The 23896-nt window shown below is 70.5% G+C and carries 24 protein-coding genes; 20 read left to right on the top strand and 4 right to left on the bottom strand.

Features of this window, described 5'->3' with window-relative positions; genetic code table 11:
* Positions 1-3: 3 nt before the first annotated feature.
* Positions 4-921, top strand: a complete 918-nt coding sequence (locus VNE60_09120; GenBank protein ID HVB31669.1) for an ABC transporter permease — start codon at positions 4-6, stop codon at positions 919-921.
* A gap of 107 nt (positions 922-1028) precedes the next feature.
* Complete coding sequence (locus tag VNE60_09125; GenBank protein HVB31670.1) at positions 1029-1331, top strand: nucleoside triphosphate pyrophosphohydrolase family protein; 303 nt, start codon at positions 1029-1031, stop codon at positions 1329-1331.
* Positions 1332-1394: 63 nt separating this feature from the next.
* Here the strand turns inward: VNE60_09125 and VNE60_09130 are convergent, their stop codons facing one another.
* Positions 1395-2417: an NAD(P)/FAD-dependent oxidoreductase gene (locus VNE60_09130; GenBank protein ID HVB31671.1), complete on the bottom strand. Its 1023-nt coding sequence runs from the start codon at positions 2415-2417 to the stop codon at positions 1395-1397.
* Positions 2418-2533: 116 nt separating this feature from the next.
* Between VNE60_09130 and VNE60_09135 the strand changes: the two genes are divergently transcribed.
* The 11 genes from VNE60_09135 to VNE60_09185 all read left to right on the top strand — a co-directional run bounded on the left by VNE60_09135 (position 2534) and on the right by VNE60_09185 (position 13538).
* Entirely contained in the window at positions 2534-3565 is a 1032-nt protein-coding gene (locus VNE60_09135; protein ID HVB31672.1) for a serine/threonine-protein kinase, read from the top strand.
* Between the two features lie 79 nt (positions 3566-3644).
* Positions 3645-4190, top strand: coding sequence for a cob(I)yrinic acid a,c-diamide adenosyltransferase (locus tag VNE60_09140; protein HVB31673.1), 546 nt, complete (start codon positions 3645-3647; stop codon positions 4188-4190).
* Positions 4191-4215: 25 nt separating this feature from the next.
* Positions 4216-5289 carry a 3-dehydroquinate synthase gene (gene aroB, locus VNE60_09145; protein HVB31674.1) on the top strand — a complete coding sequence of 358 codons (1074 nt, stop codon included), beginning with the start codon at positions 4216-4218 and terminating at the stop codon, positions 5287-5289.
* 7 nt (positions 5290-5296) lie between these two features.
* Positions 5297-5521, top strand: coding sequence for a hypothetical protein (locus tag VNE60_09150; protein HVB31675.1), 225 nt, complete (start codon positions 5297-5299; stop codon positions 5519-5521).
* A 309-nt stretch (positions 5522-5830) separates the two neighbouring features.
* Positions 5831-6721, top strand: a complete 891-nt coding sequence (locus tag VNE60_09155) for an RNA polymerase sigma factor RpoD/SigA (protein HVB31676.1) — start codon at positions 5831-5833, stop codon at positions 6719-6721.
* A gap of 124 nt (positions 6722-6845) precedes the next feature.
* Positions 6846-8303, top strand: coding sequence for an FAD-linked oxidase C-terminal domain-containing protein (locus tag VNE60_09160; GenBank protein ID HVB31677.1), 1458 nt, complete (start codon positions 6846-6848; stop codon positions 8301-8303).
* Entirely contained in the window at positions 8300-9448 is a 1149-nt protein-coding gene (locus tag VNE60_09165; GenBank protein HVB31678.1) for an FAD-binding protein, read from the top strand. The genes VNE60_09160 and VNE60_09165 overlap by 4 nt, the downstream gene beginning before the upstream one ends.
* Positions 9445-10779: a heterodisulfide reductase-related iron-sulfur binding cluster gene (locus VNE60_09170; GenBank protein ID HVB31679.1), complete on the top strand. Its 1335-nt coding sequence runs from the start codon at positions 9445-9447 to the stop codon at positions 10777-10779. The genes VNE60_09165 and VNE60_09170 overlap by 4 nt, the downstream gene beginning before the upstream one ends.
* Positions 10757-11446, top strand: coding sequence for an HAD family phosphatase (locus VNE60_09175; protein ID HVB31680.1), 690 nt, complete (start codon positions 10757-10759; stop codon positions 11444-11446). The genes VNE60_09170 and VNE60_09175 overlap by 23 nt, the downstream gene beginning before the upstream one ends.
* Complete coding sequence (locus VNE60_09180; protein ID HVB31681.1) at positions 11443-12522, top strand: glycine cleavage T C-terminal barrel domain-containing protein; 1080 nt, start codon at positions 11443-11445, stop codon at positions 12520-12522. The genes VNE60_09175 and VNE60_09180 overlap by 4 nt, the downstream gene beginning before the upstream one ends.
* Complete coding sequence (locus VNE60_09185) at positions 12522-13538, top strand: NAD-dependent epimerase/dehydratase family protein (GenBank protein HVB31682.1); 1017 nt, start codon at positions 12522-12524, stop codon at positions 13536-13538. Before VNE60_09180 ends, VNE60_09185 begins: the two co-directional genes overlap by 1 nt.
* Before the next feature lie 58 nt (positions 13539-13596).
* Here the strand turns inward: VNE60_09185 and VNE60_09190 are convergent, their stop codons facing one another.
* Positions 13597-13848: a hypothetical protein gene (locus VNE60_09190; GenBank protein ID HVB31683.1), complete on the bottom strand. Its 252-nt coding sequence runs from the start codon at positions 13846-13848 to the stop codon at positions 13597-13599.
* A gap of 363 nt (positions 13849-14211) precedes the next feature.
* Between VNE60_09190 and VNE60_09195 the strand changes: the two genes are divergently transcribed.
* From VNE60_09195 to VNE60_09210, 4 genes are all read left to right on the top strand, one after another.
* Positions 14212-16323, top strand: a complete 2112-nt coding sequence (locus VNE60_09195) for a molybdopterin oxidoreductase family protein (GenBank protein ID HVB31684.1) — start codon at positions 14212-14214, stop codon at positions 16321-16323.
* Between the two features lie 61 nt (positions 16324-16384).
* Positions 16385-17854, top strand: a complete 1470-nt coding sequence (locus VNE60_09200) for a sigma 54-interacting transcriptional regulator (protein ID HVB31685.1) — start codon at positions 16385-16387, stop codon at positions 17852-17854.
* Between the two features lie 10 nt (positions 17855-17864).
* Positions 17865-18389 carry a GNAT family N-acetyltransferase gene (locus VNE60_09205; GenBank protein ID HVB31686.1) on the top strand — a complete coding sequence of 175 codons (525 nt, stop codon included), beginning with the start codon at positions 17865-17867 and terminating at the stop codon, positions 18387-18389.
* Positions 18390-18393: 4 nt separating this feature from the next.
* Complete coding sequence (locus VNE60_09210) at positions 18394-19014, top strand: cytidylate kinase-like family protein (GenBank protein HVB31687.1); 621 nt, start codon at positions 18394-18396, stop codon at positions 19012-19014.
* A gap of 12 nt (positions 19015-19026) precedes the next feature.
* Here VNE60_09210 and VNE60_09215 read toward each other — a convergent pair whose 3' ends face one another.
* The gene (locus tag VNE60_09215; protein HVB31688.1) at positions 19027-20127 is read right to left on the bottom strand and encodes a hypothetical protein; all 1101 of its coding nucleotides are present in this window, start codon (positions 20125-20127) and stop codon (positions 19027-19029) included.
* Between the two features lie 21 nt (positions 20128-20148).
* Positions 20149-21477 carry an MFS transporter gene (locus tag VNE60_09220; GenBank protein ID HVB31689.1) on the bottom strand — a complete coding sequence of 443 codons (1329 nt, stop codon included), beginning with the start codon at positions 21475-21477 and terminating at the stop codon, positions 20149-20151.
* A gap of 43 nt (positions 21478-21520) precedes the next feature.
* On the opposite strand from VNE60_09220, the gene VNE60_09225 reads away from it, so the two are divergent.
* The 3 genes from VNE60_09225 (at position 21521) to VNE60_09235 (ending at position 23895) form a co-directional block, all read left to right on the top strand.
* Positions 21521-22801 (top strand): VWA domain-containing protein, encoded by a 1281-nt coding sequence (locus VNE60_09225; GenBank protein HVB31690.1) that lies wholly within the window; start codon positions 21521-21523, stop codon positions 22799-22801.
* 91 nt (positions 22802-22892) lie between these two features.
* Positions 22893-23564 (top strand): hypothetical protein, encoded by a 672-nt coding sequence (locus tag VNE60_09230; GenBank protein ID HVB31691.1) that lies wholly within the window; start codon positions 22893-22895, stop codon positions 23562-23564.
* Positions 23565-23730: 166 nt separating this feature from the next.
* Positions 23731-23895 carry a hypothetical protein gene (locus VNE60_09235; GenBank protein ID HVB31692.1) on the top strand — a complete coding sequence of 55 codons (165 nt, stop codon included), beginning with the start codon at positions 23731-23733 and terminating at the stop codon, positions 23893-23895.
* Position 23896: the final 1 nt, after the last annotated feature.

Raw genomic sequence — 23896 nt, forward strand, 5'->3', positions numbered from 1 at the left:
GACATGCTGCGCTACGTCGCCCGTCGCCTCGCGCTCGCCGTCCCCACGCTGTTCGGCGTGCTCGTGGTGGCGTTCCTGCTCCTCAACGTGGCGCCCGGCGACCCGGTGACGGCGATGGTCGGCGAGCGCGCCGATCCGGCCACCGTGGCCAGACTGCGCGCCGAGCTCCACCTGGACGACCCGCTGCCGCTCCGCTTCGTCCGCTACGTGGACCAGGTGGCGCACGGCCAGCTCGGCCGGTCGTTCGTCACCGACCGCCCGATCACCGCCGACATCGCCGAGCGGTTTCCCAAGACGCTGGAGCTGGCGTTGGCGGCCATGCTCCTCGCCACCGTGTGCGGCATCTCGCTCGGCGTGCTGAGCGCGCGCCACCCGGGCGGCTGGATGGACCGCCTGGCGCTGGGCGTGGCGTACCTGGGCATATCGTTTCCCGTATACTGGGTGGGGTTGCTGCTCATCCTCGTGTTCGCGGTGGGACTCCGATGGCTCCCGCCGTCGGGGTATGGAGGCCTCGAGTACCTGATCCTGCCGGCGCTGGCGCTCGGCATGCGGTCCATCGCCTTCCAGGCCCGCGTCACGCGATCGTCGATGCTCGACGCGCTGGGCGCCGACTTCACGCGCACCGCCCGCGCCAAGGGCGCGCGCGAATGGGTCGTGGTGCTGCGGCACGCGCTGCGCAACGCCCTCATTCCCGTGATCACCGTGGTCGGCCTCGACTTCGGCTCGTACCTCACGGGAAGCATCCTCACCGAGACCGTGTTCTCCTGGCCCGGCCTGGGGCGCTACGTGGTGAACGCCATCGCGCGCCGCGATCTTCCGGCCATCCAGGGCTCGGTGCTGTTTCTGAGCGCCGTGTTCGTGCTCGTGAACCTCGTGACCGACCTCGCCTACGCGAAGGCAGATCCGCGAATCGCCTACTGATGACTACCGGTAGGACGGTAGGACGGCAGGAGGGAAGGACGGATGCCTGCCGAACGCCGTTTACCCACTACCCCCCTACGGTCCTACCGTCCTACCCTCCCACTCCAATGACTCTCTCCGAATACGAACGCTCCGCCGGCCGCACCATCAACCCGGCCCTGAGCGACCGCGACCGCCTCCTCGACGCCGCGGCCGGCCTGGCCGAAGAATCGGGCGAGGTGCTCGGCTTGGTGCGCAAGCATCTGATGCAGGGGCGCGGGCTGGACGCGGCGCGGTTGCGCGAGGAGTTGGGCGATGCGCTGTGGTGCCTGACCATCGCCGCGCAGAGCGCCGGGCTCACATTGGACGACGTGGCCCAGGCAAACGTGGCCAAGCTGACGCAGCGCCACCCCGGCGGATTTCAGGCCTGACCGGAGATCGGCCGCGCACCGCACGCTGCGTTTTCTCCGCGTGCCGTGCGCGGTCCGCTGTCCTTAGTCGTCCTTCTGCCCGAACACCGCCATGTTCGAACTGTGTCCCGGATTGACCTTCTTGTCCGGGTACACCCAGTGCACCGCCTGATTCACCGCGGTCGTCGCTTCGCCAAAGCCGGTGGCGATGAGCTTGAGCTTGCCGGGATAGGTCACCACGTCGCCGGCCGCGTACAGACCGGGCCGCCCCGTCTCCATCCGACTGTTCACGGAGATCTCGTCCTTCTCGATCTTCAACCCCCAGGTATTGATCGCACCCATGTCGCTCACGAAGCCGAGCATCGGCAACACGGCGTCGGCGGCCACCTGATGCGTGGTCTTGGCTTTGATGTCCTTGAGGATGAGGTGCGTGAATCGCTCCCCGCCCGCATCGGGCACCAGGTCCGCCAGTTCGTGGAACGTGAGGAGCCCCGCCTTCCCCGCCGCCACCGCCTGCTGGAACTGGGCCACCGTGGCGTCGTGAGCGCGGAACCGATCGCTCCGGTGCACGATCGTCACGCTCGCGGCGCGGCCGAGCAGCTGCGTGCCCCAATCGAACGCCGAGTCGCCGCCGCCGATGATCACCACGTGGCGCCCCCGGAACCGCTCGGGATCGGTCACCACGTCGTGGATGCCGCGACCGTACCAGGGCTCGGCGGCCGCCTGCGGCAGGCGGCGCGGCGCGAACGCGCCGATCCCAGCCGCGATGACGATGGCGCGTGTGGGAAAGCGGTCGGTCTCGGTCACGAGCACGAAGTGGCCGTCCTGCTCCTCGAGCCCTACCACGCGCTGGGAGTAGTGCATGGGCTGGGCGAACTGCGCGGCCTGCTCGCGCAACGCCCGCACCAGGTCCTTGGCCAGCACTCTCGGGAACCCTGCCACGTCGAAGATGTACTTCTCCGGGTAGAGCGCCGTCAGCTGGCCCCCGGGCTCGGCCAGGGCATCCACGATTTGCGCCGTGGCCCCGCGCATGCCAGCATAGAACAGCGCAAACAGTCCGGTGGGGCCGCCCCCAATGATCGTGATGTCGCGGATTTCGTGATTCATCCGATAACGTTCGCCTGACCTCAATCGTTATACAAGCAGCCGGCGGCGCGCCCCCCGCCGGCCCCGTCCCGCCAGCCGCGCACCCCGCGGCTCCGCCCGTCCCCAGCACAGCCCGCATGCCAGAAAGTCTCGACTACCACGGCTCATTTCATCTCGTTCGCAAAGTGGCCGAAGGCGGGATGGCCACGGTGTACGAAGCCGAACAACTCGGACCGTCGGGTTTTTCCAAGCGCATCGCGCTCAAGGTCATCCACCCCGATCTCGCGCAACGCCGCGAGTTCCTCCAGCTGTTCGTGGACGAGGCCAAGCTCTCGGCCAACCTGATGCACGGCAACATCGTGCAGATCTACCAGCTGGGCGAGGTGCGCGGGCAGTACTTCATCGCCATGGAGTACATCCAGGGCCCCACGCTCCGCAGCGTGATCGACCGGCACAACGAACTCGGCCGCCCGATCCCCGCCACGATGGTGGCGTACGTGGGCAGCCGGCTGTGCCGGGCCCTCGACTTCGCCCACAACGCCGTGGGCCCCGACGGCCGCCGGCTGGACGTCGTGCACCGCGACGTCTCGCCCGGCAACGTCATGATCACCTGGGACGGCCACATCAAGCTCGGCGACTTCGGCATCGCCAAGGCCCGCACGTCCATCGACCCGGCGTCGGATCAGCACGTGCGCATGGGCAAGAAGCGCTACATGAGTCCGGAGCAGGTGCTGGGCACGCTCGTCGACGCGCGCAGCGATGTGTTCTCGCTGGGCGTGGTGCTGTACGAACTCCTCGCGCTCAGCCCGCTGTTTCACGAGGACAACACGGCCCTGTCGGTGGAAGAAGTGGTGCTGCGTCCCCTGCCCGACCTGCGGTCGAGGATCACCGACCTCGATCCCGATCTCGACGCGCTGCTCCAGCTCTCGCTGCAGCGCAACCCGGCGGAACGCGCCACGGCGGCTCAACTCGGATCGCTGCTCGATCAGTGGATCTCGGCCCAGCACGACCGCGCCGGCGCGTCGCCCGACTGGCTGCAGAACCACCTGGCAGAGATCTTCCCGACCACCTTCGAAGCGCGCTTCGAGGCCGACCCCGTGGCGGTCCAGGCGGCGTCGGAGGTATTCAAGAAGAAGCGCGGATCGATCATCGCGCGGCTGTTCGGGTGATCGGTAGAACGGTAGAACCGTAGGACGGCGACCACGCCGTCGCGGTCCTGCCCCATGCTTTTTTTGGTACATTCCTGTCATGAAGATCTACACCAGAACCGGCGACACCGGCGACACCGGCCTGTTCGGCGGCGGCCGCACGCCCAAGAACGATCCGCGCGTCGAAGCCTACGGCGACGTGGATGAGTTGAACGCCGCGATCGGCCTCGCGCGGGCCAGCGAGGCGATGCCGCGCGTCGACGAGGTCCTGGTCCCCATCCAGCGCGACCTGTTCGCGATCGGCGCGCTGCTCGCCACGCCAGATCGCGCGAAGATGAAACAGCATCTCGACAAGGCGCGCATCGACGACGGGCGCATCGCGGAACTCGAGCGCGCGATCGACGACGCCGACGCCGAACTGGAACCGCTCAAGGCGTTCATCATCCCGGGGGGCACGCCAAAGGCCGCCGCGCTCCACCTCGCCCGCACCGTGTGCCGGCGCGCCGAGCGCCGCGTGGTCGCGTTGCGCGGCACGGTGGACGTGCCCGACCTCGCCATCATCTATCTGAACCGGCTGTCCGACCTGCTGTTCACCCTCGCCCGCGTGGCCAACCGGCGGGCCGGTGCCGGCGAGGTGACATGGTAGCGCGCCGTCCGCGGAATCGGCGCGCATGATCGAGACCACGTACCGCGTCCACATCATGCCCGGGGCGCTCGACGCGCTCGGGGGCGTGGTGCGCGTCGTGGCCCGGGGCCACCGCTATGCGATCATCACCGACAGCACCGTGGGCCCGCTGTACGCCGCGCGCGCGCAGGAAGCGCTGGCCGGCCAGCTGTCCGACGTGTTCACCATCCCCGCCGGCGAGACGAACAAGACGCGCGAGACGTGGGCCGCCGTCACCGACGCCATGCTCGACGCCGGGCTGGGCCGCGACGCGGTCGTCATCGCCCTCGGCGGCGGCGTCGTGGGCGACCTCGCCGGATTCGTGGCCGCCACGTTCATGCGCGGCGTGCCGTTCGTGCAGGTGCCCACCACCCTGCTCGCGATGCTCGACGCATCGATCGGCGGCAAGACCGGCGTCGATACGCCGGCCGGCAAGAATCTCGTCGGCGCGTTCCACCAGCCGGCCGCGGTGATCGCCGACCCCGGCCTGCTCGCCACGCTGCCCATGGAGCAGCTCCGGGCCGGTTTCTCCGAAGCGCTCAAGCACGGCGTGATTGCCGACCCCGCGCACTTCGACGCCGTGGCCGCGCTCGGCGCGATGTTGCGCCGCCACCGGCCCGATGACCGCGCGGTGAGCGCGTTGATCGCCCGCAGCGTGGAGATCAAGTCGGCCGTCGTCGCGTCGGACACGCGCGAGTCGGGACGCCGCAAGACGCTCAACTTCGGCCACACGATCGGCCACGCCATCGAGCACCTGAGCGGATACACGCTCCTCCATGGCGAGGCCGTGGCCATCGGCATGTGCGTCGAATCGGCGATCGCCGAGCGCTTGGCGATCGCCGAACCGGGCACCGCCGAACGGATTCGCGCCGCGTGCGCGGCCATCGAGCTCCCGACGTCGGTACCGCAGGACCTCCCGGCCGCGGAGATCCTGCGCATCACGCACGGCGACAAGAAGGGACGCGGTGGCCGCGCCGCGTACGCGCTGCCCACGCGCATCGGGGCCATGGCGTTCGCCGATCACCACTGGGCCGAGCCCGTGCCCGACGATGTGGTGCTCGCCGTGCTGCGCGGCGAGTGAGCGCGCGTTGACGACGCCCGGTCGCGAGGGCCGATCGCTGTCCGTCGCCGGCGCGCGACAGCTGCTGCTGTTGGGGATCATCGCCGCACTCGCCGTCGCGGCATTCCTGCTCGACGTCCCCGTGGTGGCGATCGCCATCGGCGCCGGCATCGCCGTGGGCGCGCTCTTCGCGTACATGTCGAGCCGGTTACGGCGATCGAAAGCCCGCGCCTCCGACCACTCCACGCGATAATCCGATCGCTGTCATGAAGTTCGCCGTCAGTTGCGCTGGCCCAGACGACTGACGGCGAGGTTCGGACTATTTTCGGAACAACTGACCGAAGATCATATGTTTACATGTGTACCAATATTTAACCGTGCAAATTTCTGCCACATCAGCGGTTAACTAGTCAAACTAGTGTTTATCACGATGTACCGATCATCACCACTGTTGACGCCCCCGGAAGTCGACATTATCGTGCCCGTCCCTGCTAGTCGCCGGCGTGCCGCGAGCGTTTACGCTCGCTCCCACCTTCCCGCTTTCCGTCAGATAGGGGCGTGTATGGAGCAAGTGACCGAGACCAGGTCCAAGGGATACTTTCGCTCTTCTCCCTCCTCGGCGTTTGACCAGTACCTGCAGGACATCCAGAAACTCCCCCTCATCGACGATCCGCAGGAAGAGCGACGACTCGCGCGTCGCGCGCAGAAGGGCGACGAGAAAGCCGCCGAACGGCTCGTCACGGCCAACCTCCGCTTCGTCATCTCGTACGTCAAGAAGTACCAGGGCCACGGACTCGACCTGAGTGAGTTGGTGGCGATCGGCAACGAAGGCCTGCTCAAGGCGGTCCGGAAGTTCGACCCGGATCAGGGCGTCAAGTTCATCTCGTACGCCGTGTGGTGGGTGCGCCAGGCCGTGCTCAAGGCATTGGCCGAGCAGACGCGCTCCGTGCGCATTCCGCTCAACCAGAATTCGCAGCTCATCCGCCTGGCCCGCGCCGAGACGGTGCTCGCCCAGGTGCTCAAGCGCGATCCCACCGAGAACGAGATCGGGCGCCTGCTCGACGAGACGCCGGAAACGATCCGCAGCGCCAAGCAGATGTCGGCCACCGAAGTCTCGCTCGACGCGCCGATCGATCGGTCCGACCGCGAAGCCTCGACGCTCGGCGAGCGGTTTGCCGGCGTGGACGGCACCGAGATCGAAGAGGTCACCGATTACAAATTGATGCGCGAGTTCATCGACCGCGTGTTCAAGAAGTATCTCACGCCGCGCGAGCGGAAGATCCTCTATCTGTACTATGGCCTCGAAGAGGGCAGCGAGGCGATGACGCTCGAGAAGATCGGCGCGCTCATGGGCGTGACGCGCGAACGCATTCGCCAGATCCGCGAGCGCGCGTTCGAGAAGCTGCGCGAGAGCCCCGACGGGCGCGCGCTGTGCGGCTTCTGGGCCGCGTAACCGGTCCGGCCACCACACGAATCGCACCAACCCCCGGCGAGCCTCGCCGGGGGTTTTTTCTTGGCACACCACGGGCCCCCGCTTCTATAATGTAGGCCAGCCCGATCCGCGCCTCGCGAGAGCCATGACCCCACCCACCGATCACGTGCCGGGAACCATCGACGCCGATCTCGCGGCGCGGCTCGCGCACATCGTGGGCGAGCGGCGCCTGCTGCGCCGCACCAGCGAACTCGTGGCCTACAGCGCCGACGGCCTGCCGTCGTATCATCGGCAACCCGCCTGCGCGGTGTTTCCCGGCACGCGCGACGAGGTGGTGGCCGTCGTGCGCGCGCTCGCCGACGCCGGCGTGGCCTTCGTCCCGCGCGGCGCCGGCACCGGACTGTCGGGCGGCGCGCTGGCCGACGGGGTCGTGCTGCTGGGACTCAATCGCCTCACGCGCATCCTGTCCATCGATCCCGACAACCGCCTTGCCGTGGTCGAGCCTGGCGTGGTGAACGTCGCGCTCACGCGCGCCGCGAGCCCGCACGGCCTGCACTACGCGCCCGATCCGTCCAGCCAGGCGGCGTGCACGATCGGGGGCAACGTGGCCGAGAACGCCGGCGGTCCGCACTGCCTCAAGTACGGCGTGACCACCAACCACGTCGTGGCGCTCACCGTGGTGCTGGCCGACGGACGGATCGTGCACCTCGGCAACGCCGACGGGGAAGCCGACGGCTACGACCTGGTCGGGGCGTTCGTGGGATCGGAGGGATGCTTCGGCGTCGCGCTCGACATCACCGTGCGCCTCACGCCCGACCCCGAAGCGGTGCGCACGCTGCTCGTCGACTTCACGAGCCTCGACGCCGCGGCACGCGCGGTGTCGGCGATCGTCGCGAGCGGGATCGTGCCCGCCGCCCTCGAGATGCTCGACGCGCCCACCATCCGGATGGTCGAGGCGTCGATCTACGCCGCCGGCTATCCGGTGGACGCCGCCGCCGTGCTGCTCATCGAACTCGACGGCGCGCTGGCCGGTCTCGAAGCCGACGTGACGGCGGTGGACGCGATGTGCCGCGCCGAGGGCGCGCGCGCGGTGCGCATTGCCCGCGACGAGCCCGAGCGCGCGCGCCTCTGGCAGGGACGCAAGAAGGCGTTCGGCGCGATGGGCCGGTTGTCGCCCCACCTCGTGGTGCAGGACGCGGTGGTGCCGCGCACGCAGCTGCCGCGGGTGCTGGCGGAGATCCAGGCGATCGCGATCCGCCGGCGGGTGACGGTGTGCAACGTGTTCCACGCCGGCGACGGCAACGTGCACCCCAACGTGGCCTACAACGCCAACGACCCCGACGAGACGGCCCGGGTGCACGCGGCGATGCGGGACATCATGCAGGCGTGCATCGCGGCTGGCGGCACGATCACCGGCGAACACGGCGTGGGCCTCGACAAGCTGCCCTACATGGACGCGATCTTCTCCGCCGAGTCGCTGCGCGCGATGTGCGATCTGCGCGACGTGTGGGATCCGGCGCGGCGCCTGAATCCGGGCAAGGTGGTGCCCGTGCACAGTTGCCGTGAATGGCACGCGGCGCCGAACGCGCGAGGCGGACGGTGACCGCGGCCACGCGCGACATTGCCGCGCGCGTGCGCGAAGCCGCCGCCGCGGGCACGCGGCTGCGCGTGACCGGGCGCGGCACCTGGTCCGCCGCCAATCGGCCGGTGATGGCCGACGCCCTGCTCTCGGTTGCCGAGTGCGCCGGGATCGTGGACTACGTGCCGGGCGACCTCACGCTCACGGCCCGCGCGGGCACGCCGCTCGCCGACATCGCGCGGGCCACGCGCGCCCACGGCCAGTGGCTGGCGCTCGATCCCTATGGCGGCGACGCGGGAAGCATCGGCGCCACCGTGGCCACGGCGTCGGCGGGGCCGCACGCCACGGCGTTCGGCACGCCGCGCGATCTGCTGCTCGGCGTCGAGTTCGTCACCGGCGCGGGCGACATCGTGCGCGGCGGCGGGCGCGTGGTGAAGAACGTGGCGGGCTTCGACCTCGTGCGCCTGACGGCGGGCGCGTGGGGAACGCTGGGCGTGATTACCGAGGTCACGGTGCGGCTGCGCGCCCTGCCCGAAACGCACGAGACGCTCGCGCTGGGCGCCGCCGACGACCCGGCGGCGCTCGATGCGCTCGCCACCGGATTGCGCGCGCTCACCACCGTGCCATTCGCGTGCGAACTGGTGAGCGGCGCGTTGGCGGCTCGGCTCGGGCTGCCGGGAGCACCGGCGCTCATGGTGCGCATTGCTGGCAACGCGGACTCGCTGCGCGCCCAGCGCGACGGGCTGGCGCGCCTCGGCGCCGGCGCCTTCCGGCCGGCGGACGACGCGGTGTGGTCCGCGCTGCGCGGCGCCGAGTCGCCCGACTGCGCCGTGTGGCGGATGTCGCAGCGGCCGTCGCGGTTCGCGGCCACGTGGGGGGCGGCGCGACAGGCGGTGGCCCCACTCGACGGCGCGTGGATGCACGGGAGCCCGCTGCGCGGCGTGGTGCGCTGCGTGGCGCCGGCAACGCTCACCGACCCGGAGGCCGTGCGTCGCGTGCGCCAGGCGCTGGCCGCGCCATTCGACGGCATGCGCATCGGCGAGGTGTTGCCGGGCCCCGCGTGGTCGGCGCTTCGGCCGGCGGCAGCGGATCACCTGTCGCGCGGCATCCGCGCCGCGTTCGACCCACGGCGCATCCTCAATCCGGGCATCATGGGAGACGTGGCATGAGCGGCGCCACCGGGTCGCCCCCCGCCTGCGCGCTTCCCGGCACACCACTGGCCGGCGCGCGCGCGGGGATCGACGCGTGCGTGCACTGCGGCTTCTGCCTGCAGAGCTGTCCCACGTATCTGGCGCTGGAGGACGAGAACGACAGCCCGCGCGGGCGCGTGGTGCTCATGCGCGGCCTGCTCGAGGGTACGCTGATGCCGCAGGACCCGGACGTGCGGTCGCATATCGACCGCTGCCTGGGCTGCCGCGCCTGCGAGACGGCGTGTCCGTCGGGCGTCCCCTATGGCGACCTGCTCGAGGCCACGCGCGCCACGCTCGTCGAGCAACGGCCGCTGCCACTCGCGGCGCGGGCGATGCTGGCGGTGTTCGCGCGCCGCGCGCCGTTGCGCGCGGCGATGGGCATGGCGCGCGCGCTGCGGGCCACGCGCCTGGCGAGCCTCCTGTCGCGGCTTCCGGGGCGCGCGGGGTTCGCGTTCGCGATGCTCGACGCCACCCGCCGTCCGGTGGCCGCCCCGGCGTATCCCGTTCCGGCCAGCGACGCCCGCGGCACGGTGGCGTTGCTCGACGGATGCGTGATGGAGGGGCTGTTTGCCGGGACCAATCGCGCCACGGCGCGCGTGCTCGCGGTGAACGGTTTCGGCGTGGTGCCGGCGCCGGGCCAGCAGTGTTGCGGCGCGCTGCACGCCCACGCCGGCGATCTGGCCGGCGCGCGCGCGCTGGCCCGCGCCAACATCACCGCCTTCGAGCGCGCGGGGACCGACCTCGTGGCCGTCAACTCGGCCGGATGCGGCGCGATGTGCAAGTCGTACGGCCATCTGCTGGCCGACGATCCGGAATGGGCGGCTCGGGCGGCGGCGATGGCCGCGCGCGTGCGCGACGTGAGCGAGCTGCTGGCCGAGGCGGGGCCCACGACGGCCCGGGGCGCGGCGCGGCGCGTGACCTACGACGCGCCCTGTCATCTGCTGCACGCGCAGCGGGTGAGCGATCCGCCGCGCCGCGTGTTGGCTGCGGTGGGCGGATTGGACGTGGTGCCGCTGGCCGACGCCGACCAGTGCTGCGGCGGCGCCGGCATGTACGGTCTCCTCGAGCCGGCGATCTCGGCGGCCGTGCTCGCCCCCAAGCTGCGCAACATCTCGGATACGGGGGCGGCCTACGTGGCCACCGGAAATCCCGGATGCCTGATGCAGATCGGCGCCGGGATGAAGCGCGCCGGGATGTCGGCGCGGGCCATTCACCCCGTGGACCTGCTCGACGCGGCGTACGCGGCCGACGTGGCGGTCGGCGGCGCGCGGGTGTTACTTACGAGTCATGCTCGACGCCCTGCTTCTTGAATTGGAGGGGGTTGTGGTCGAAACGCGCGCCGCTCGTTTCGACGCTCTCTCCCGCGCGCTGGCCGACGAAGGGGTGGTGGCGCTGCCCCCCGGCGCATCCGACGTGGTGCTCGGCGTTCCCTCTCGCACCGCGGCGGCGGTGGCCGTGAAACTGATGGGGCTCACGCGCGACCCCACCGCGCTCGACCTGATCAGCCTGCGCGCCGAGCGGTATTTCACCGAGCGCGCGAGCCGCGGGATCACGCTGCGCGAAGGCGCGCGGGTGATGATCACGATCGCCCAGGCACGGTCGCGCCTGGCGCTGGTGACGCGCGCCAGCCGGTCCACGGTGGACTTCGTGCTCGGGCTGTCGGGGTTGCACGACGCGTTCGAGGTGATCGTGTGCGCCGACGACGTGCTGGACAACAAGCCGGCGCCGGAGAGCTACGCGCGCGCGCTGGCGCGTCTCCAGAGTCGCCGCCCGCTGGCGCGCGACCGCGTGCTGGCCCTCGAGGACGCGCTGCCCGGCATCCTCGCGGCGCGGGCCGCGGGCGTGCGTTGCCTCGCGGTGGGCGACGTGCCGGCCCATCAGGCCGTGGAGGCGGACGGACTCGTGCCGTCGCTGGCCGACGCCGGCCACGACGTGCTCTCCGAACTCGAACGGTGGGCGCACGAGGCGGCCTCGTGAGCGAACTCGTGGCCGGAACGATCACGCCCGCCGCGCCGTCATACGCCACGATCGCCGGCGCGAACGTGGTGATGGCCTACACGAACGCGGCCGCCGAATACGGCGCGCTGCGGCAGCGCGCCGTGGTCGTGGACCGCAGCCATCGCGTGCGGCTGCGCGTGAGCGGCGCCAAGGCCGCCGAGATGATCGCCGGTCTCGTGACCAACGACACGCAGGCGCTGCAGCCCGGACAGGGGCAGTACGCGGCAGCGCTGTCGCCCAAGGGAAAGATCATCGCCGACGTGCGGATCTTCGTGGACGAGGGGAGCGTGCTCACCGACACGGGGCCGCGGGCGGGCGAGGGATGGCGCGAGATGATCCGGAAGTACGTGAATCCGCGGCTCGCGCCGCATGCCGACGAGACCGCCGGCCTGCGCACGATCGGCGTGTACGGGCCCACGGCGCGCCACGTGGTGGAGGCGATGACGGGCGTGAACAGCAGCGCGCTCGCCCTGCTCCCGCCGTACGCGCACGTTCGCGCGATGGTGGACGGCGTGCCGGTGCTGGTGGCGCGCACCCCGGAGCTCGCCGCGGACGGGTACGAACTGTTCGCGCCCACGCCGGCGTTCGCGGCGCTCTGGCAACGCGCCACCAAGGCCGGCGCGACGGCGTGCGGCCTGGCGGCGTGGGAGATCGCGCGCGTCGAGGCCGGGCGCCCCGAGTGGGGGCTCGACATGGACGACACGACGCTGGTCCAGGAAGCGAACCTCGACGAGCTGCACGCGATCAGCTACACCAAGGGTTGCTACGTGGGACAGGAGATCGTGGCCCGGGTGCACTTCAAGGGCCACGTGAACCGGCATCTGCGCGGGCTGCGCGCGCCCGGCGCGGGGGGGGCGCCGAGCGGCGCCGTGCTAGTGGACGACGCGGGCAAGGAGGTGGGCGACGTGCGAACGTCGGTCACGTCGCCGCGCCTGGGCGCGATCGCGCTGGGCATGGTGCGGCGCGAGATCGAACCGGGCACGACGCTCACCGCCCGGTGGGACGGCGGCGAAGGGCGCGTGGACGTGTGCGCCCTCCCTTTCGCCGGCGAATAATGCGCGCGCTCGTCACCGGCGCCACCGGGATGGTGGGCTGGCACATCGTCGAGCGCCTGCAGGCCGACGGGTGGACGGTGCGCGCCCTGGTGCGCGACCCGTCGCGGGCGCAGGAGCTGGCCGCGCTCGGCGTGGAGCTCCGCCGCGGCGACGTGCTCGACCAACCGTCGTTCGCCGCCGCGGCCGTGGGGTGCGACGTGATCTTCCACGCCGCGGCCGAGATCATGACCCGCGGCTGGGAAGCGTATCGCACGGTGAATGTGGACGGCACCCGCAACGCGATCTCGGCGGCGGCCTCGGCGGGCGCGCGCCTGATGCAGGTGAGCAGCGTGGCCGTGTACGGATCGGAAACGCGGTACCTGGGCGAGCGGCAGGGCACGAAGACGAGCGAGGATCTACCCCTGCTGCCGCTGCACGAGCGCGCGTACTACGCGCGCTCCAAGCGGGAGTCCGAGGAGTTGGTGATGGCGGCGCACCGCGAGGGGCGCATCTGGGCCACGGCGATTCGCCCCGACGTGGTGTACGGACGACGCGACCGGCAGTTCGTGCCGCGGCTCGCGCCGCTGCTGCGGTTCGGTGTCGTGCCGTTGATCGCCGGCGGGCGGAGCACACTCGCCGTGGTGCACGCGGCGAACGTGGCCGACGGCGCGGTGCGCGCGGCCACGAGCGACGTGGCCGGCGGGCGGGCCTACAATCTGGCCAACGACTATGACGTGACGGTGCGCGAGTTCTTCGCGTACGGCGCGCGCGGCCTCGGGCGCACGGCGCACTTCGTCCCGATTCCGCTCGGGATGGCGCACGGCGCGCTGCGCGCCGCCAAGACGGGCGTGCGGGCCCTGTCGCTGGGACGGCTGCGGGTGGGCGGCGCGACGGCGGTGGATTTTCTCACCCGCGACAATCCGTTCACGTCGGAGCGCGCCCGGCGGGAACTCGGGTGGACCCCCGCCGTGCGCCCGGCCGACGGCGTGCGCGACGCCTTCGCCTGGTGGCGCGCGCGGTCACGGGATGCGCGGTAACGCAAACGGGCGCGACCTTGCGGTCGCGCCCGTTCGGCGGTCTTGAAATACCCTGCAGTTACGGCTTCTTGACCGGAACGGCCTTCTTCGTCGTCGTCGACGTGGTCGTGGTCGTGGTCGTCGTCTTCGTCGAGTCCTTCTTCACCGTCGTGTCCTTCTTGGTCGAGTCCATGTTCATCGCCGACGAATCGGCGGGCGCAGCCGCCGGAGCAGCGGCGGGCGCCGCGGCAGCCGTGTCAGCGGCGGGTTTGGACTGCGACGAGCATGCGGCAACCGCGAATACAGCGGCAACGAGGGCCAAGCGCTTCATGGAAATCTCCTGGGAAAATCGGGGGTGGCTGAGAGCCGCGTAGCACCGCTGCACACAACGGAAGGTGCCCGAGCATCTGCGGCACGTAACTTACCGACCCGGGCGTAGGTGTCAAGAGTCACAATCTGCGCCAAGTGCGTGTGGCGCAACAGCTTCCTCCACCACCCGACGATGCGCCGGAGCGCGTGCTCGCCAATTGCATGGGAGCGCAATGTCTTGAGGCGTGGTACGGTAACTCGTTTGTTTGAAATCGATTACCTACACTAGGAAACCTTAACCAGCGGCGGGAATGTGCGCCGCGACCGGCGTTGCGCCGCCAACCAGCGCGCCTAGGTTAGGAACCCACGCCCGCGACGAGACCAGATGCCGCCGTCTTCCCACCCGCGCCCCACCACCGAAATCGTGCAATCCGGTGTGGTGCGGGCCGCCTGTCCACACGACTGCCCTGATACGTGCGCGATGCTGGTCACGGTCGAGAACGGACGCGCGACGCGCGTCGTGGGCGACCCCGCGCATCCGTTCACGAACGGCTTCCTCTGCGCCAAGGTGAATCGCTACATCGAGCGCACGTATCACCGCGATCGCCTGCTGCAGCCGCTGCGGCGGGTGGGCCCCAAGGGGCGGGGACAGTTCGAACCGGTGTCGTGGGACGACGCGTTGCGCGACATCGCGGCGCGCCTGACCGCCGTGGCGCAGTCGAGCGACGGGCCGCAGGCGATCCTGCCCTACTCATACGCGGGGACGATGGGCCTGGTGCAGGGCGCGTCGATGGACCGCCGCTTCTTCCACCATCTCGGCGCGTCGAAGCTCGACCGCACGATCTGCTCCATGGCCGGCACGATGGGCATGCGGATGACGGTGGGCGCCAACGTCGGGGCCGACGCCGAGGGCCTCCCGGACAGCGATCTCGTGCTGCTGTGGGGCACCAACACGCTGACGTCGAATCCGCATCTCTGGCCGTTCGTGCTGCGGGCGCGGGAACGGGGGGCGCGCGTGATCGCGATCGACCCCATCTGCACGCGCACGGCGGCGCAGTGCGACGAATGGATCGGCATCCGCCCCGGCGCCGACGCGGCGCTGGCGTTGGGGATGATGCACGTGATGTTCGCGAGCGGGCTCGAGGATCGCGACTACCTGGCGCGCCACGCGCTGGGCGAGGCGGCGCTGCGCGAGCGCGCCGGGGAGTATCCGCCGGACCGCGTGGCGGCGATCACGGGAATCGACGCCGACGTGGTGGCGCGATTGGGCGAGGAGTTCGGCCGGGCCCGGGCCGCGTTCATTCGCGTGAACTACGGGTTGCAGCGGCACGCCGGCGGCGGGATGGCGGTGCGCACCATCGCCTGTCTGCCCGCCGTGGCCGGGCACTGGCGCCGGCCCGGCGGAGGCGTGCAGCTCTCGACGAGCGCCAACTTCCGGTTCAACACGCAGGCGTTGGAGCGTCCCGATCTCTCGCCGCCGGTGCGCACCATCAACATGATCCGCCTGGGCGAGGCGCTCGCGCAGCCCGACGCGGGGGTGGGCGGGCCGCCGGTGAAGGCGCTGGTGGTGTACAACTCCAATCCGGCGGCGGTGGCGCCCGACCGCAACGCCGTGCTCCGGGGGCTGGCGCGCGACGATCTGTTCACGGTGGTGCTGGAGCACTTCCAGACCGACACCGCCGACTGGGCCGACTACGTGCTCCCCGCCACGACGCAACTGGAGCACTGGGACGTGCATCTGGCGTACGGCCACCATTACGTGACGCTCAACCGGCCGTCGATCGCGCCGCTCGGGGCGTGCAAGCCGAACACCGAGATCTTCCGTCTGCTCGCGGCGCGCATGGGCCTGGCGCACGAGGCGTTCGGCGACGACGATCTGACGCTCATCCGGCAGGCCCTGGACACGCGGAGCGAGGCGCTGCGCGGCGTGACGTTCCAGGCGTTGCTGGAACGCGGCTGGATGCGGCTCGACGTGCCGACGCCGTACCTCCCGTTCGCCGACGGCGGGTTCCCCACGCCGAGCGGCAAGTGCGAGCTGTACTCGGCGCGGATGCTGGAGATGGGACTCGATCCGCTGCCGGCGTACACGCCGCCGTACGAAGGGCCGGAGCTCGCCCCCGAACTGGCGGCGCGATTTCCGCTCGTCCTCATCTCGTCGCCGGCGCACCAATTTCTCAATTCCACGTTCGTGAACGTGGACGCCCTGCGCCGCGCGGCGCGGGAGCCCGAGTGCGTGCTCCACCCGCGGGACGCCGAGCGCCGCGGCATCGCGCCCGGCATGCGCGTGGCCATCCACAACGACCGCGGCGCGTTCACGGCGCTGGCCCGCGTGGAGGACACGATCCGCGAGGGCGTGGTGTGGGCGCCGTCGATCTGGTGGGGCAAGCTGGCGTCCGACGGCGCCAACGCCAATCAGACCACGTCGCAGCGCGAGACGGACATGGGCCATGGACCCGTGTTCTACGACAATCGCGTAGAGATTTCGCTCGCCGACTGAGCGGCCCCTTGCGCCTCGCGGCATGGCTTAGCTGATTCCGCGTATCACCTCGGAGCAGCCCGTGACGCACTTTCCAGAAACCCTCGGCGCTCTCAAGCGCTCACCGTTCGGCGTCCCCGAGCGGGCCATGCGTTCCGTGAAGGACGAGATGCGCCAGAACCTGCTGGCGCGCCTGTGCACCGACGGGCCGTTGTTCGACGGAGTGCTCGGCTACGAGGACACCGTGATGCCGCAGATCGTGAACGCGATCCTGTCGCGGCACAACTTCATCCTGCTCGGGCTGCGCGGGCAGGCCAAGTCGCGCATCCTGCGAGCGCTCACGACGCTGCTCGACGACGCGATGCCGATCGTGGCCGGGAGCGAGGTGAACGACAATCCGTTCGCGCCGATCTCCAAGTTCGGCCGTACGCTGATCACCGAAGCGGGCGACGACACGCCGATCGCCTGGGTGGGACGCGAGCACCGGTACGTGGAGAAGCTGGCCACGCCCGACGTGACGATCGCCGACCTGATCGGCGATCTCGATCCGATCAAGGCGGCGCGCGGCGGGCACGTGCTGTCGGACGAACTCACCATCCACTACGGCATGCTGCCGCGCGCCAACCGCGGCATCTTCGCGCTCAACGAACTGCCCGACCTGGCCGGCAAGGTGCAGGTGGGGTTGTTCAACGTGATGCAGGAAGGCGACGTGCAGATCAAGGGGTATCCGGTGCGCCTGTCGCTGGACGTGCAGCTGTGCTTCACGGCGAACCCCGAAGACTACACGGCGCGCGGCAAGATCATCACGCCGCTCAAGGACCGCATCGGCAGCGAGATCATGACGCACTACCCGGAGACGGTGGAGCTGGGCATGGCGATCACGCAGCAGGAAGCGTGGACGGCGCGCGGGCATCGGCCGGTGCGCATTCCCGACTTCATCGCCGAGTTGGTGGAGCGGGTGGCGTTCGCGGCGCGCGTCGACCGGCGCGTGGACAAGCGCTCGGGCGTGTCGCAGCGGATGCCGATCAGCGTGACCGAGAACGTGGTGTCGAACGCCGAGCGGCGCGCCGTGGCCACGGGCGACGCGGAGATCGTGCCGCGGGTGTCGGATCTCTACGCGGCGCTCCCCGCGATCACGGGCAAGCTCGAACTGGAGTACGAGGGGGAGCTGGTGGGCGGCGCGACGATCGCCCGCGAGTTGATTCGCAAGGCGGCCGACGAGACCTTCGAGGAGCGGGCTGGGGGCGTGAACGTGGACGAGATCGTGATGTGGTTCGACGAGGGCGGCGCGCTCCAGGTGGCCGACGACGCCAAGGCCGACGTGGTCCTGCAGGGGTTCGACGTCGTGCCCGACCTGCTCCGCATCGTGCACAACACGGGTCTGGCGCGGGAGGACGATGCGCCGCAAGCCGTGGCGGGGTGCGAGCTGGTGCTCGAAGCGCTGGTCGCGCGCCGGCGCATCTCGCGCAGCGACGGCGGCCGGTACACGCGCGCCGTGGCCGAGCCGCGCCGGCGTCCCAATCAGGATTACTTCGGCGGCGGGCTCGGGTAGCGCGCCGGTGATGCACGCCACGGACGCGGCACGCGCGATGGCGCCGGCCCGGGTGGCCGGGCTCGTCGTGCGCGAAGCCACGGCGGGCGACGTGGATGCGGTGGTCGCGCTGCGCCTGGCACTGCTGCGGGAGTTCGCCGGGCATCCGGTGTACGGGCGGCTGCATCCCGACGCCGAGGACCGCGCCCCCGCGATGTGCGCGGAACAGATCGCGTCGGCGCACGACGTGTTCCTGCTGGCGGTGCTCGGCGGCGGCGTGGTGGGCCTGCTGCGGTGCACCGAATCGCACGCCTCGCCGCTGCTGTTGCCCGAGCATTTCGCGTACGTCTCGTCGGCCTACGTGGTGCCGGCGCTGCGCCGCCGCGGCGTGCTGCGCGCGCTGCTCGACGAGGCGGACCGCTGGTGCGCGGCCCGCGGGCTGGACGAGATGCGGCTGCACAACGTGCCCGGCGAGACGGCCGGCGCCGCCGCGTGGGCGTCGCTCGGATTCGGGGTGGTGGAGGAAGTGCGGATCCGCCGGCTCCGGCGCGGGTGACGCGATGGCCATCGTGACGATCTCGCGCATGTTCGGCTCGGGCGGTTCGCTGGTGGCGGAGCGCGTGGCCGAGTCGCTGGGCTGGGATCTGCTGGACAACCGCGTCGTGGACGCGGTGGCGGAGCGGTTGGGCGTCTCGCGCGCCGAGGTATCGGCGCACGAGGAGCGCGTGCCGTCGCTGGTCGAGCGCATCGCGGCCGCGCTCACGCTGAGCGCCCCCGAGATGCTGCCCGTGGCCGACTCGTCGCTCCCGCCGACCGAGGAACGCATCGTCGCCGTGACCCGGGTGGTGATCGAGGAAGCGGTGCAGGCCGGCCCCGCCGTGCTCGTGGGGCGCGGCGCACAGTGCGTGCTCGCCAACCGGCCCGACGCGCTGCACGTATTCTGTTATGCGCCGCGCCCGGCGCTGGCGGCGTCCGTGAGCACCGAACGCGGCGTGTCGCAGGACGAAGCCCTGCGGATCGTGGACCAGATGAACCGCCAGCGCGAACGCTACGTGAACCAGCACTGGCACCGCGACTGGCGGGCCGTCGAGAACTACGATCTGTGCGTGAACACGGCGACGCTGGGCATCGAGGGCGCGGCGCAGATCGTGCTGGAGTTGGCGCGCGAGCGGTTCGGGTAGATCGCCCGCGGCTCAGAGCTTCCGCTTGAGCCGGGCCAGCCAGCCCTCCACCTCGGCCGGCAGGAGCAGATTGTCGGAGATGCCGGCAATCTCCTCGGCCTCCTTCCACGCCGCTTCGAGCATTGCCAGCTCGCCTTCGAGGGCGCGCCGCTCCGCGTCCTCGTGCGCGGTCATCTCGAGCGCCAGGCGGATGGGTTTGGGGATGTCCTTGAGCATGCGGCCCTTGGCGGCCAGCGTGGCGGAGCCGGCGATGGTGCGATGGGTCTGCGCGGCGAAGAACCGGCGCGGGTCGGCGTCGTTCTCGATCAGTCGCACGGCGCGCTGCACGTCGTCCTTGCCGGCGCCCCTGACGTTGATCTTGGGCAGGATCTTGCCGGCCACGCGGATGGCCTCGTCGCCGGTGAACAGGGCGCGCGACTTGCGCGGGGTATCGAACACTACCCGCGGCAGCGGCGGGTCGCCCAGGCGGCGGGGCGCGTCGGGCAGGCCGATCTTCTTGTACGAGATGGGTACGCTGAGCGCCCAGCCGAGGTCGTTGTCGTCGGGCACGAGATTGACCTTGGCCACCTGGTCGGGCTGGAGCACGATCGCCTTGTCCATCCACGGGACGGGCAGCTTTACGCGGCCGAACAGACGGCGGTGCGCCTGCACGAACAGTTGTGGGGTCTGGCCGAGAAACCCCATGCCGCCGATGGCGTAGAGCCCGAGCGCCGGCCCCACCACGTAGACGCCCGCGATCGCGGTGACGCCGAGGCCGGCGTAGGTGTAGTAGCGCCGACGCCGCCGGCCGAACTGGTCGCCATAGCGCCAGGCGGCCATCTCCGGGCGCTGCGGTTGGCCGATGCGCACGAGTTCCAGCCCTTCGCTCACGCGGGCCAGCCCGACGTTGTCGGTGGAGACGCGGAGCTTGGTGTCGCGGAACAGGCGCTCGCACTCCTCGATCGCTTCCCAGCGCTCCTCGAGCGGACTCAGGTTCCACCGCTCGCACTTGCGGCACACCGCCCACAACCGGCCCTTCACCGGATCGAACGCCAGGCGGCGGCCGATCGGGAAGTGCTCGATCACCTCGTTGGCGCCGAGGCTGGAGTTGCAGAACAGGCAGGTGGAATACATGGATCGGTGAACGGCGGGCCACTACCCGCGCGCCGCGGCCATGGGGTGAACGTTCACGTCGGCTTCCGGGTCTCGCAGTTCGGGACTCTTCCGGAACGCCCACATAGTATACGCGAGGATGATCGCGGCGGTGCCGGCGATGGCCCATTGGTCGCCGAAGTGTTCGGCGACGGTCCCGCCGATGAGGGAGCCCACCGCTTGCGACAGGCCGACCGCCACGAACGAGTAGGCGGCCATGAGGCGGCCGCGCATCTCGTCGGGCACGATGGTCTGCAGGATGGAGTTGGCGAGCGCCCCGCTCACGATCATTGCGAAGCCCACGACGAGCAGCGACGAATAGGCGAGGATGGCGTTGGGGACGAGCCCGAAGACGATCAGGAGGAGCGCGAAGGCGCGCGTGGACTGCTCCCAGAGCCGGCCGCGGGGCCGCTGGCCGCCGACGGCGGCCAGCCAGAGCGCGCCGCCCAGCCCACCCACCCCCACGCACGCGAGCAGCAGGCCGTAGCCGCCGGCGCCCATGTGCAGGCGGTCGCGCGCCACGACCGGCATCAGGGTCAGGAACGGGATGCCGAGCACCGAGTACACGAGCACCACCTTCATCATCGCGGCCACGACCTTGGTGTCGCGCACGTAGCGCACGCCGTCGAGGGCGCTGGCCCACGACGAACGGGCGATCGCCGTCGGCTGCCATTCGGGAACGCGCATCATGTAGAGCCCGATGAGGACGGCCACGTAGCTCAGCGCGTTGAGGCCGAAGCACCACGACATGCCGAGCCGGGCGATGGCCACGGCGCCGATGGCCGGCCCGACGATGCGCGCCAGATTGAATCCGCTGGAGTTGAGGGCGATCGCGTCGCCGAGGTCTTCGCGGCCGACCAGTTCGACCATGAGCGACTGACGGGCCGGGATCTCCAGCGTATTGATGAGGCCGTTGGCGAACGAGAGCACGACCAGCCACCAGATGGTGGCGTTCCCCGACCAGGCGATCCACCAGAGGACGGCCGCCTGCACGAGCAGGAGGGCCTGGCCCAGTTTCACGAGGCGCAGCCTGTCGCCCCGGTCGACGAGGACCCCGGCGAAGAACGAGAACCCGACCACGGGCCACGAGATGGCGGAGGCGACGAGGCCGACGAGGAACGGGCTATTGGTGAGTTGGAGGGCGAGCCAGCCCATCGCCATCGTCTGCATCCACGTGCCGATCAGCGACAGCGTCTGCCCGAACCAGAACAGCCGGAAGTTGCGGTGTCTGACGAGGGTGCGGAATGGATTCGCCGTCGGCATCCGAACAATATACCAGAGATTCTGCGCCGGCCCGTCGCGCCCGAGCGCGATCCCGGGCGCGATTGGCACACACCGCCGGCCCGGGGTATTCTTCGGAACGGAGGGGGGCCGGATGCGCTTTCACACGTACACCAAGTTCAGCCCGCAGGCCGCCGACCAGGTGGACCTGCAGTCGCTGCTGGACAAGCTCGCGGACTTCCTGCTGCAATCCGGCTTTGCCGGGGGCAACCTGCCCGCGCAGGGCGACTTCGATTTCAACGACGCGCACGACCGCTCGCTGGACGCGCTGCGCCAGGCCATCATCGACGCGCTCATCGAGAGCGGCCAGTTCACGCCCGAGATGCTCGAAGCGCTGCGCGGCGAGGGCGACGACGAGGGGCAGGCCAAGCTCGCCAAGCTCCTCGACGACCTCGTGCAGCGCCTGATCGACGAGGGCTTCCTCAACCTCGAGGCCCCGCCGCAGATGCCGGGCGGCCATCAGCCCATGGAAGGACCGGGCAGCCTCGCGCGGGCCGCGGCGCGCGACGTCCAGTTCAACCTCACCGAGAAGGGCGTCGACTTCCTGGGCTACAAGACGCTGCGCAACCTGCTCGGTTCGCTCGGCAAGTCCAGCGCCGGCAGCCACGAGACGCCGCACCTGGCCACGGGCATCGAAGCCGACGGGTGGAGCAAGCCGTACGAATTCGGCGACGTGCTGAACCTCGACGTCAACGAGACGCTGAAGAACGCGCTCGTGCGCAACGGCACCCTCGACGTCCCGATCGATCTCGACTACGGCGACCTGATGGTGCGCCAGGCCGAGTACCGCTCGTCGTGCGCCACCGTGCTGATGCTCGACTGCTCGCACTCGATGATCCTGTACGGCGAGGACCGGTTCACGCCGGCCAAGAAGGTGGCGCTGGCGCTCACGCATCTCATCCGCACGCAATTTCCCGGCGACACGCTCAAGGTCGTGCTCTTCCACGACTCCGCCGAGGAGATCCCGCTCGGCGCCCTCGCCTCGGCGCAGGTGGGCCCGTATCACACGAACACCGCCGAGGGGCTCAAGCTGGCGCGCCGGCTGCTCATGGCGCAGAAGAAGGACATGCGCCAGATCATCATGATCACCGACGGCAAGCCGAGCGCGCTCACGATGCCCAACGGGCAGATCTACAAGAACGCGTTCGGGCTCGACCTCACGGTGATCGCCGAGACGCTCAAGGAAGTGGCGCGCTGCCGGCAGAGCGGGATCATGATCAACACGTTCATGCTGGCGCGCGATCGCGCGCTGGTGGAGTTCGTGAAGCGCGTGTCGGAGATCAGCCGCGGCAAGGCCTACTTCACGACGACGATGACGTTGGGGCAGTTCATCCTCATGGACTTCCTCAAGCGGAAGACCCGGAAAGTGTCCTAGGGTGACGCGCCGGCCGCGTCCCGCCGGACCATCCCAGGCCACCGCTCCGCGCCCCGCCCGCCCGAGGGGCCGCGCCGCGCCGGCGCCGCGCGTGGATGCGGCGACGGCGGCGGAGTTCTCGCGCCGGCTCCGGGCCTGGTTCCGCCGCCACCACCGCGACCTCCCGTGGCGCCGCACCCGCGATCCATATCACGTGCTGGTGTCGGAGCTGATGCTGCAGCAGACGCAGGTGTCGCGCGTGCTCGAGTTCTACCCGCGGTTCCTGTCCCGCTTCCCCACCGTGCACCATCTGGCCAACGCCACCCCCAAACGGGTGCGCGAGGCCTGGGACGGACTGGGCTACTACGCGCGGGCGCGGAATCTGCACGCACTGGCCAAGCACATCTCCAAGGACGGCACCGACGGCGTGTTGCCCGAGCACCCGCACGAGCTGCGCGCGCTGCCCGGCGTGGGCGCGTACACGGCCGGCGCCGTGGCGAGTTTTGCCTACGAGCGGCGCGCCGCCGCGGTGGACACCAACGTGGCCCGCGTGCTCACGCGCGCCTTCGCGCCCACGCTCGATCCCAAACGTGGGCGCGATCTCACCAGGTTGTGGGCGATCGCCGAACGCGTGCTGCCGAGGACGGGCAAAGCCACCTGGGTGCACAACCAGGCGCTGATGGAACTCGGCGCCCTGGTGTGCACGGCGCGCGTGATGCGCTGCGGCGAGTGTCCGGTGCGGACCCTCTGCCGGACCGGCGCGCGGCGGCTCGAGACGCCCTGAGCCAGGCCGCGCCGGGACGGGAACGGCGGCAGCGCGGACGGGGCCGGCCCCCGAACGGGCCCGGGAGCGCCGAACACCTTATCTTTCGGATGCCGCACGACGCGGATTCCGAGCCTCCATCCCCATCGTCTACCCTGGCCGGTACGACTCACCCGGGTGCATCCATATGGCCAAGAAACCGAATTATGGATTCGAGAAGCGCATGAAGGAGATGGCGCGCAAGCAGAAGAAGGAAGAGAAGCAGCGCCTCCGGCGCGAGCTCGCCGACGAGAAGCGCAACGAACCGGGCGCCGAGCCCGTGGACGGCGAGCCGGACACGGCGCAGGAGTAGG

The organism is Gemmatimonadaceae bacterium (genome assembly GCA_035533755.1).
Taxonomy (GTDB): Bacteria; Gemmatimonadota; Gemmatimonadetes; order Gemmatimonadales; family Gemmatimonadaceae; genus JAGWRI01.

Bases quoted from the DNA above. Each gene is read 5' to 3' on its own strand.
- VNE60_09125 (HVB31670.1), top strand. From the start codon at position 1,029: ATGACTCTCTCCGAATACGAACGCTCCGCCGGCCGCACCATCAACCCG.
- VNE60_09215 (HVB31688.1), bottom strand. From the start codon at position 20,127: ATGTATTCCACCTGCCTGTTCTGCAACTCCAGCCTCGGCGCCAACGAG.
- VNE60_09205 (HVB31686.1), top strand. From the start codon at position 17,865: ATGCACGCCACGGACGCGGCACGCGCGATGGCGCCGGCCCGGGTGGCC.
- VNE60_09160 (HVB31677.1), top strand. From the start codon at position 6,846: ATGACCCCACCCACCGATCACGTGCCGGGAACCATCGACGCCGATCTC.
- VNE60_09235 (HVB31692.1), top strand. From the start codon at position 23,731: ATGGCCAAGAAACCGAATTATGGATTCGAGAAGCGCATGAAGGAGATG.
- VNE60_09210 (HVB31687.1), top strand. From the start codon at position 18,394: ATGGCCATCGTGACGATCTCGCGCATGTTCGGCTCGGGCGGTTCGCTG.
- VNE60_09135 (HVB31672.1), top strand. From the start codon at position 2,534: ATGCCAGAAAGTCTCGACTACCACGGCTCATTTCATCTCGTTCGCAAA.
- VNE60_09225 (HVB31690.1), top strand. From the start codon at position 21,521: ATGCGCTTTCACACGTACACCAAGTTCAGCCCGCAGGCCGCCGACCAG.
- VNE60_09130 (HVB31671.1), bottom strand. From the start codon at position 2,417: ATGAATCACGAAATCCGCGACATCACGATCATTGGGGGCGGCCCCACC.
- VNE60_09195 (HVB31684.1), top strand. From the start codon at position 14,212: ATGCCGCCGTCTTCCCACCCGCGCCCCACCACCGAAATCGTGCAATCC.
- VNE60_09190 (HVB31683.1), bottom strand. From the start codon at position 13,848: ATGAAGCGCTTGGCCCTCGTTGCCGCTGTATTCGCGGTTGCCGCATGC.
- VNE60_09170 (HVB31679.1), top strand. From the start codon at position 9,445: ATGAGCGGCGCCACCGGGTCGCCCCCCGCCTGCGCGCTTCCCGGCACA.
- VNE60_09140 (HVB31673.1), top strand. From the start codon at position 3,645: ATGAAGATCTACACCAGAACCGGCGACACCGGCGACACCGGCCTGTTC.
- VNE60_09120 (HVB31669.1), top strand. From the start codon at position 4: ATGCTGCGCTACGTCGCCCGTCGCCTCGCGCTCGCCGTCCCCACGCTG.
- VNE60_09175 (HVB31680.1), top strand. From the start codon at position 10,757: ATGCTCGACGCCCTGCTTCTTGAATTGGAGGGGGTTGTGGTCGAAACG.
- aroB (HVB31674.1), top strand. From the start codon at position 4,216: ATGATCGAGACCACGTACCGCGTCCACATCATGCCCGGGGCGCTCGAC.
- VNE60_09185 (HVB31682.1), top strand. From the start codon at position 12,522: ATGCGCGCGCTCGTCACCGGCGCCACCGGGATGGTGGGCTGGCACATC.
- VNE60_09155 (HVB31676.1), top strand. From the start codon at position 5,831: ATGGAGCAAGTGACCGAGACCAGGTCCAAGGGATACTTTCGCTCTTCT.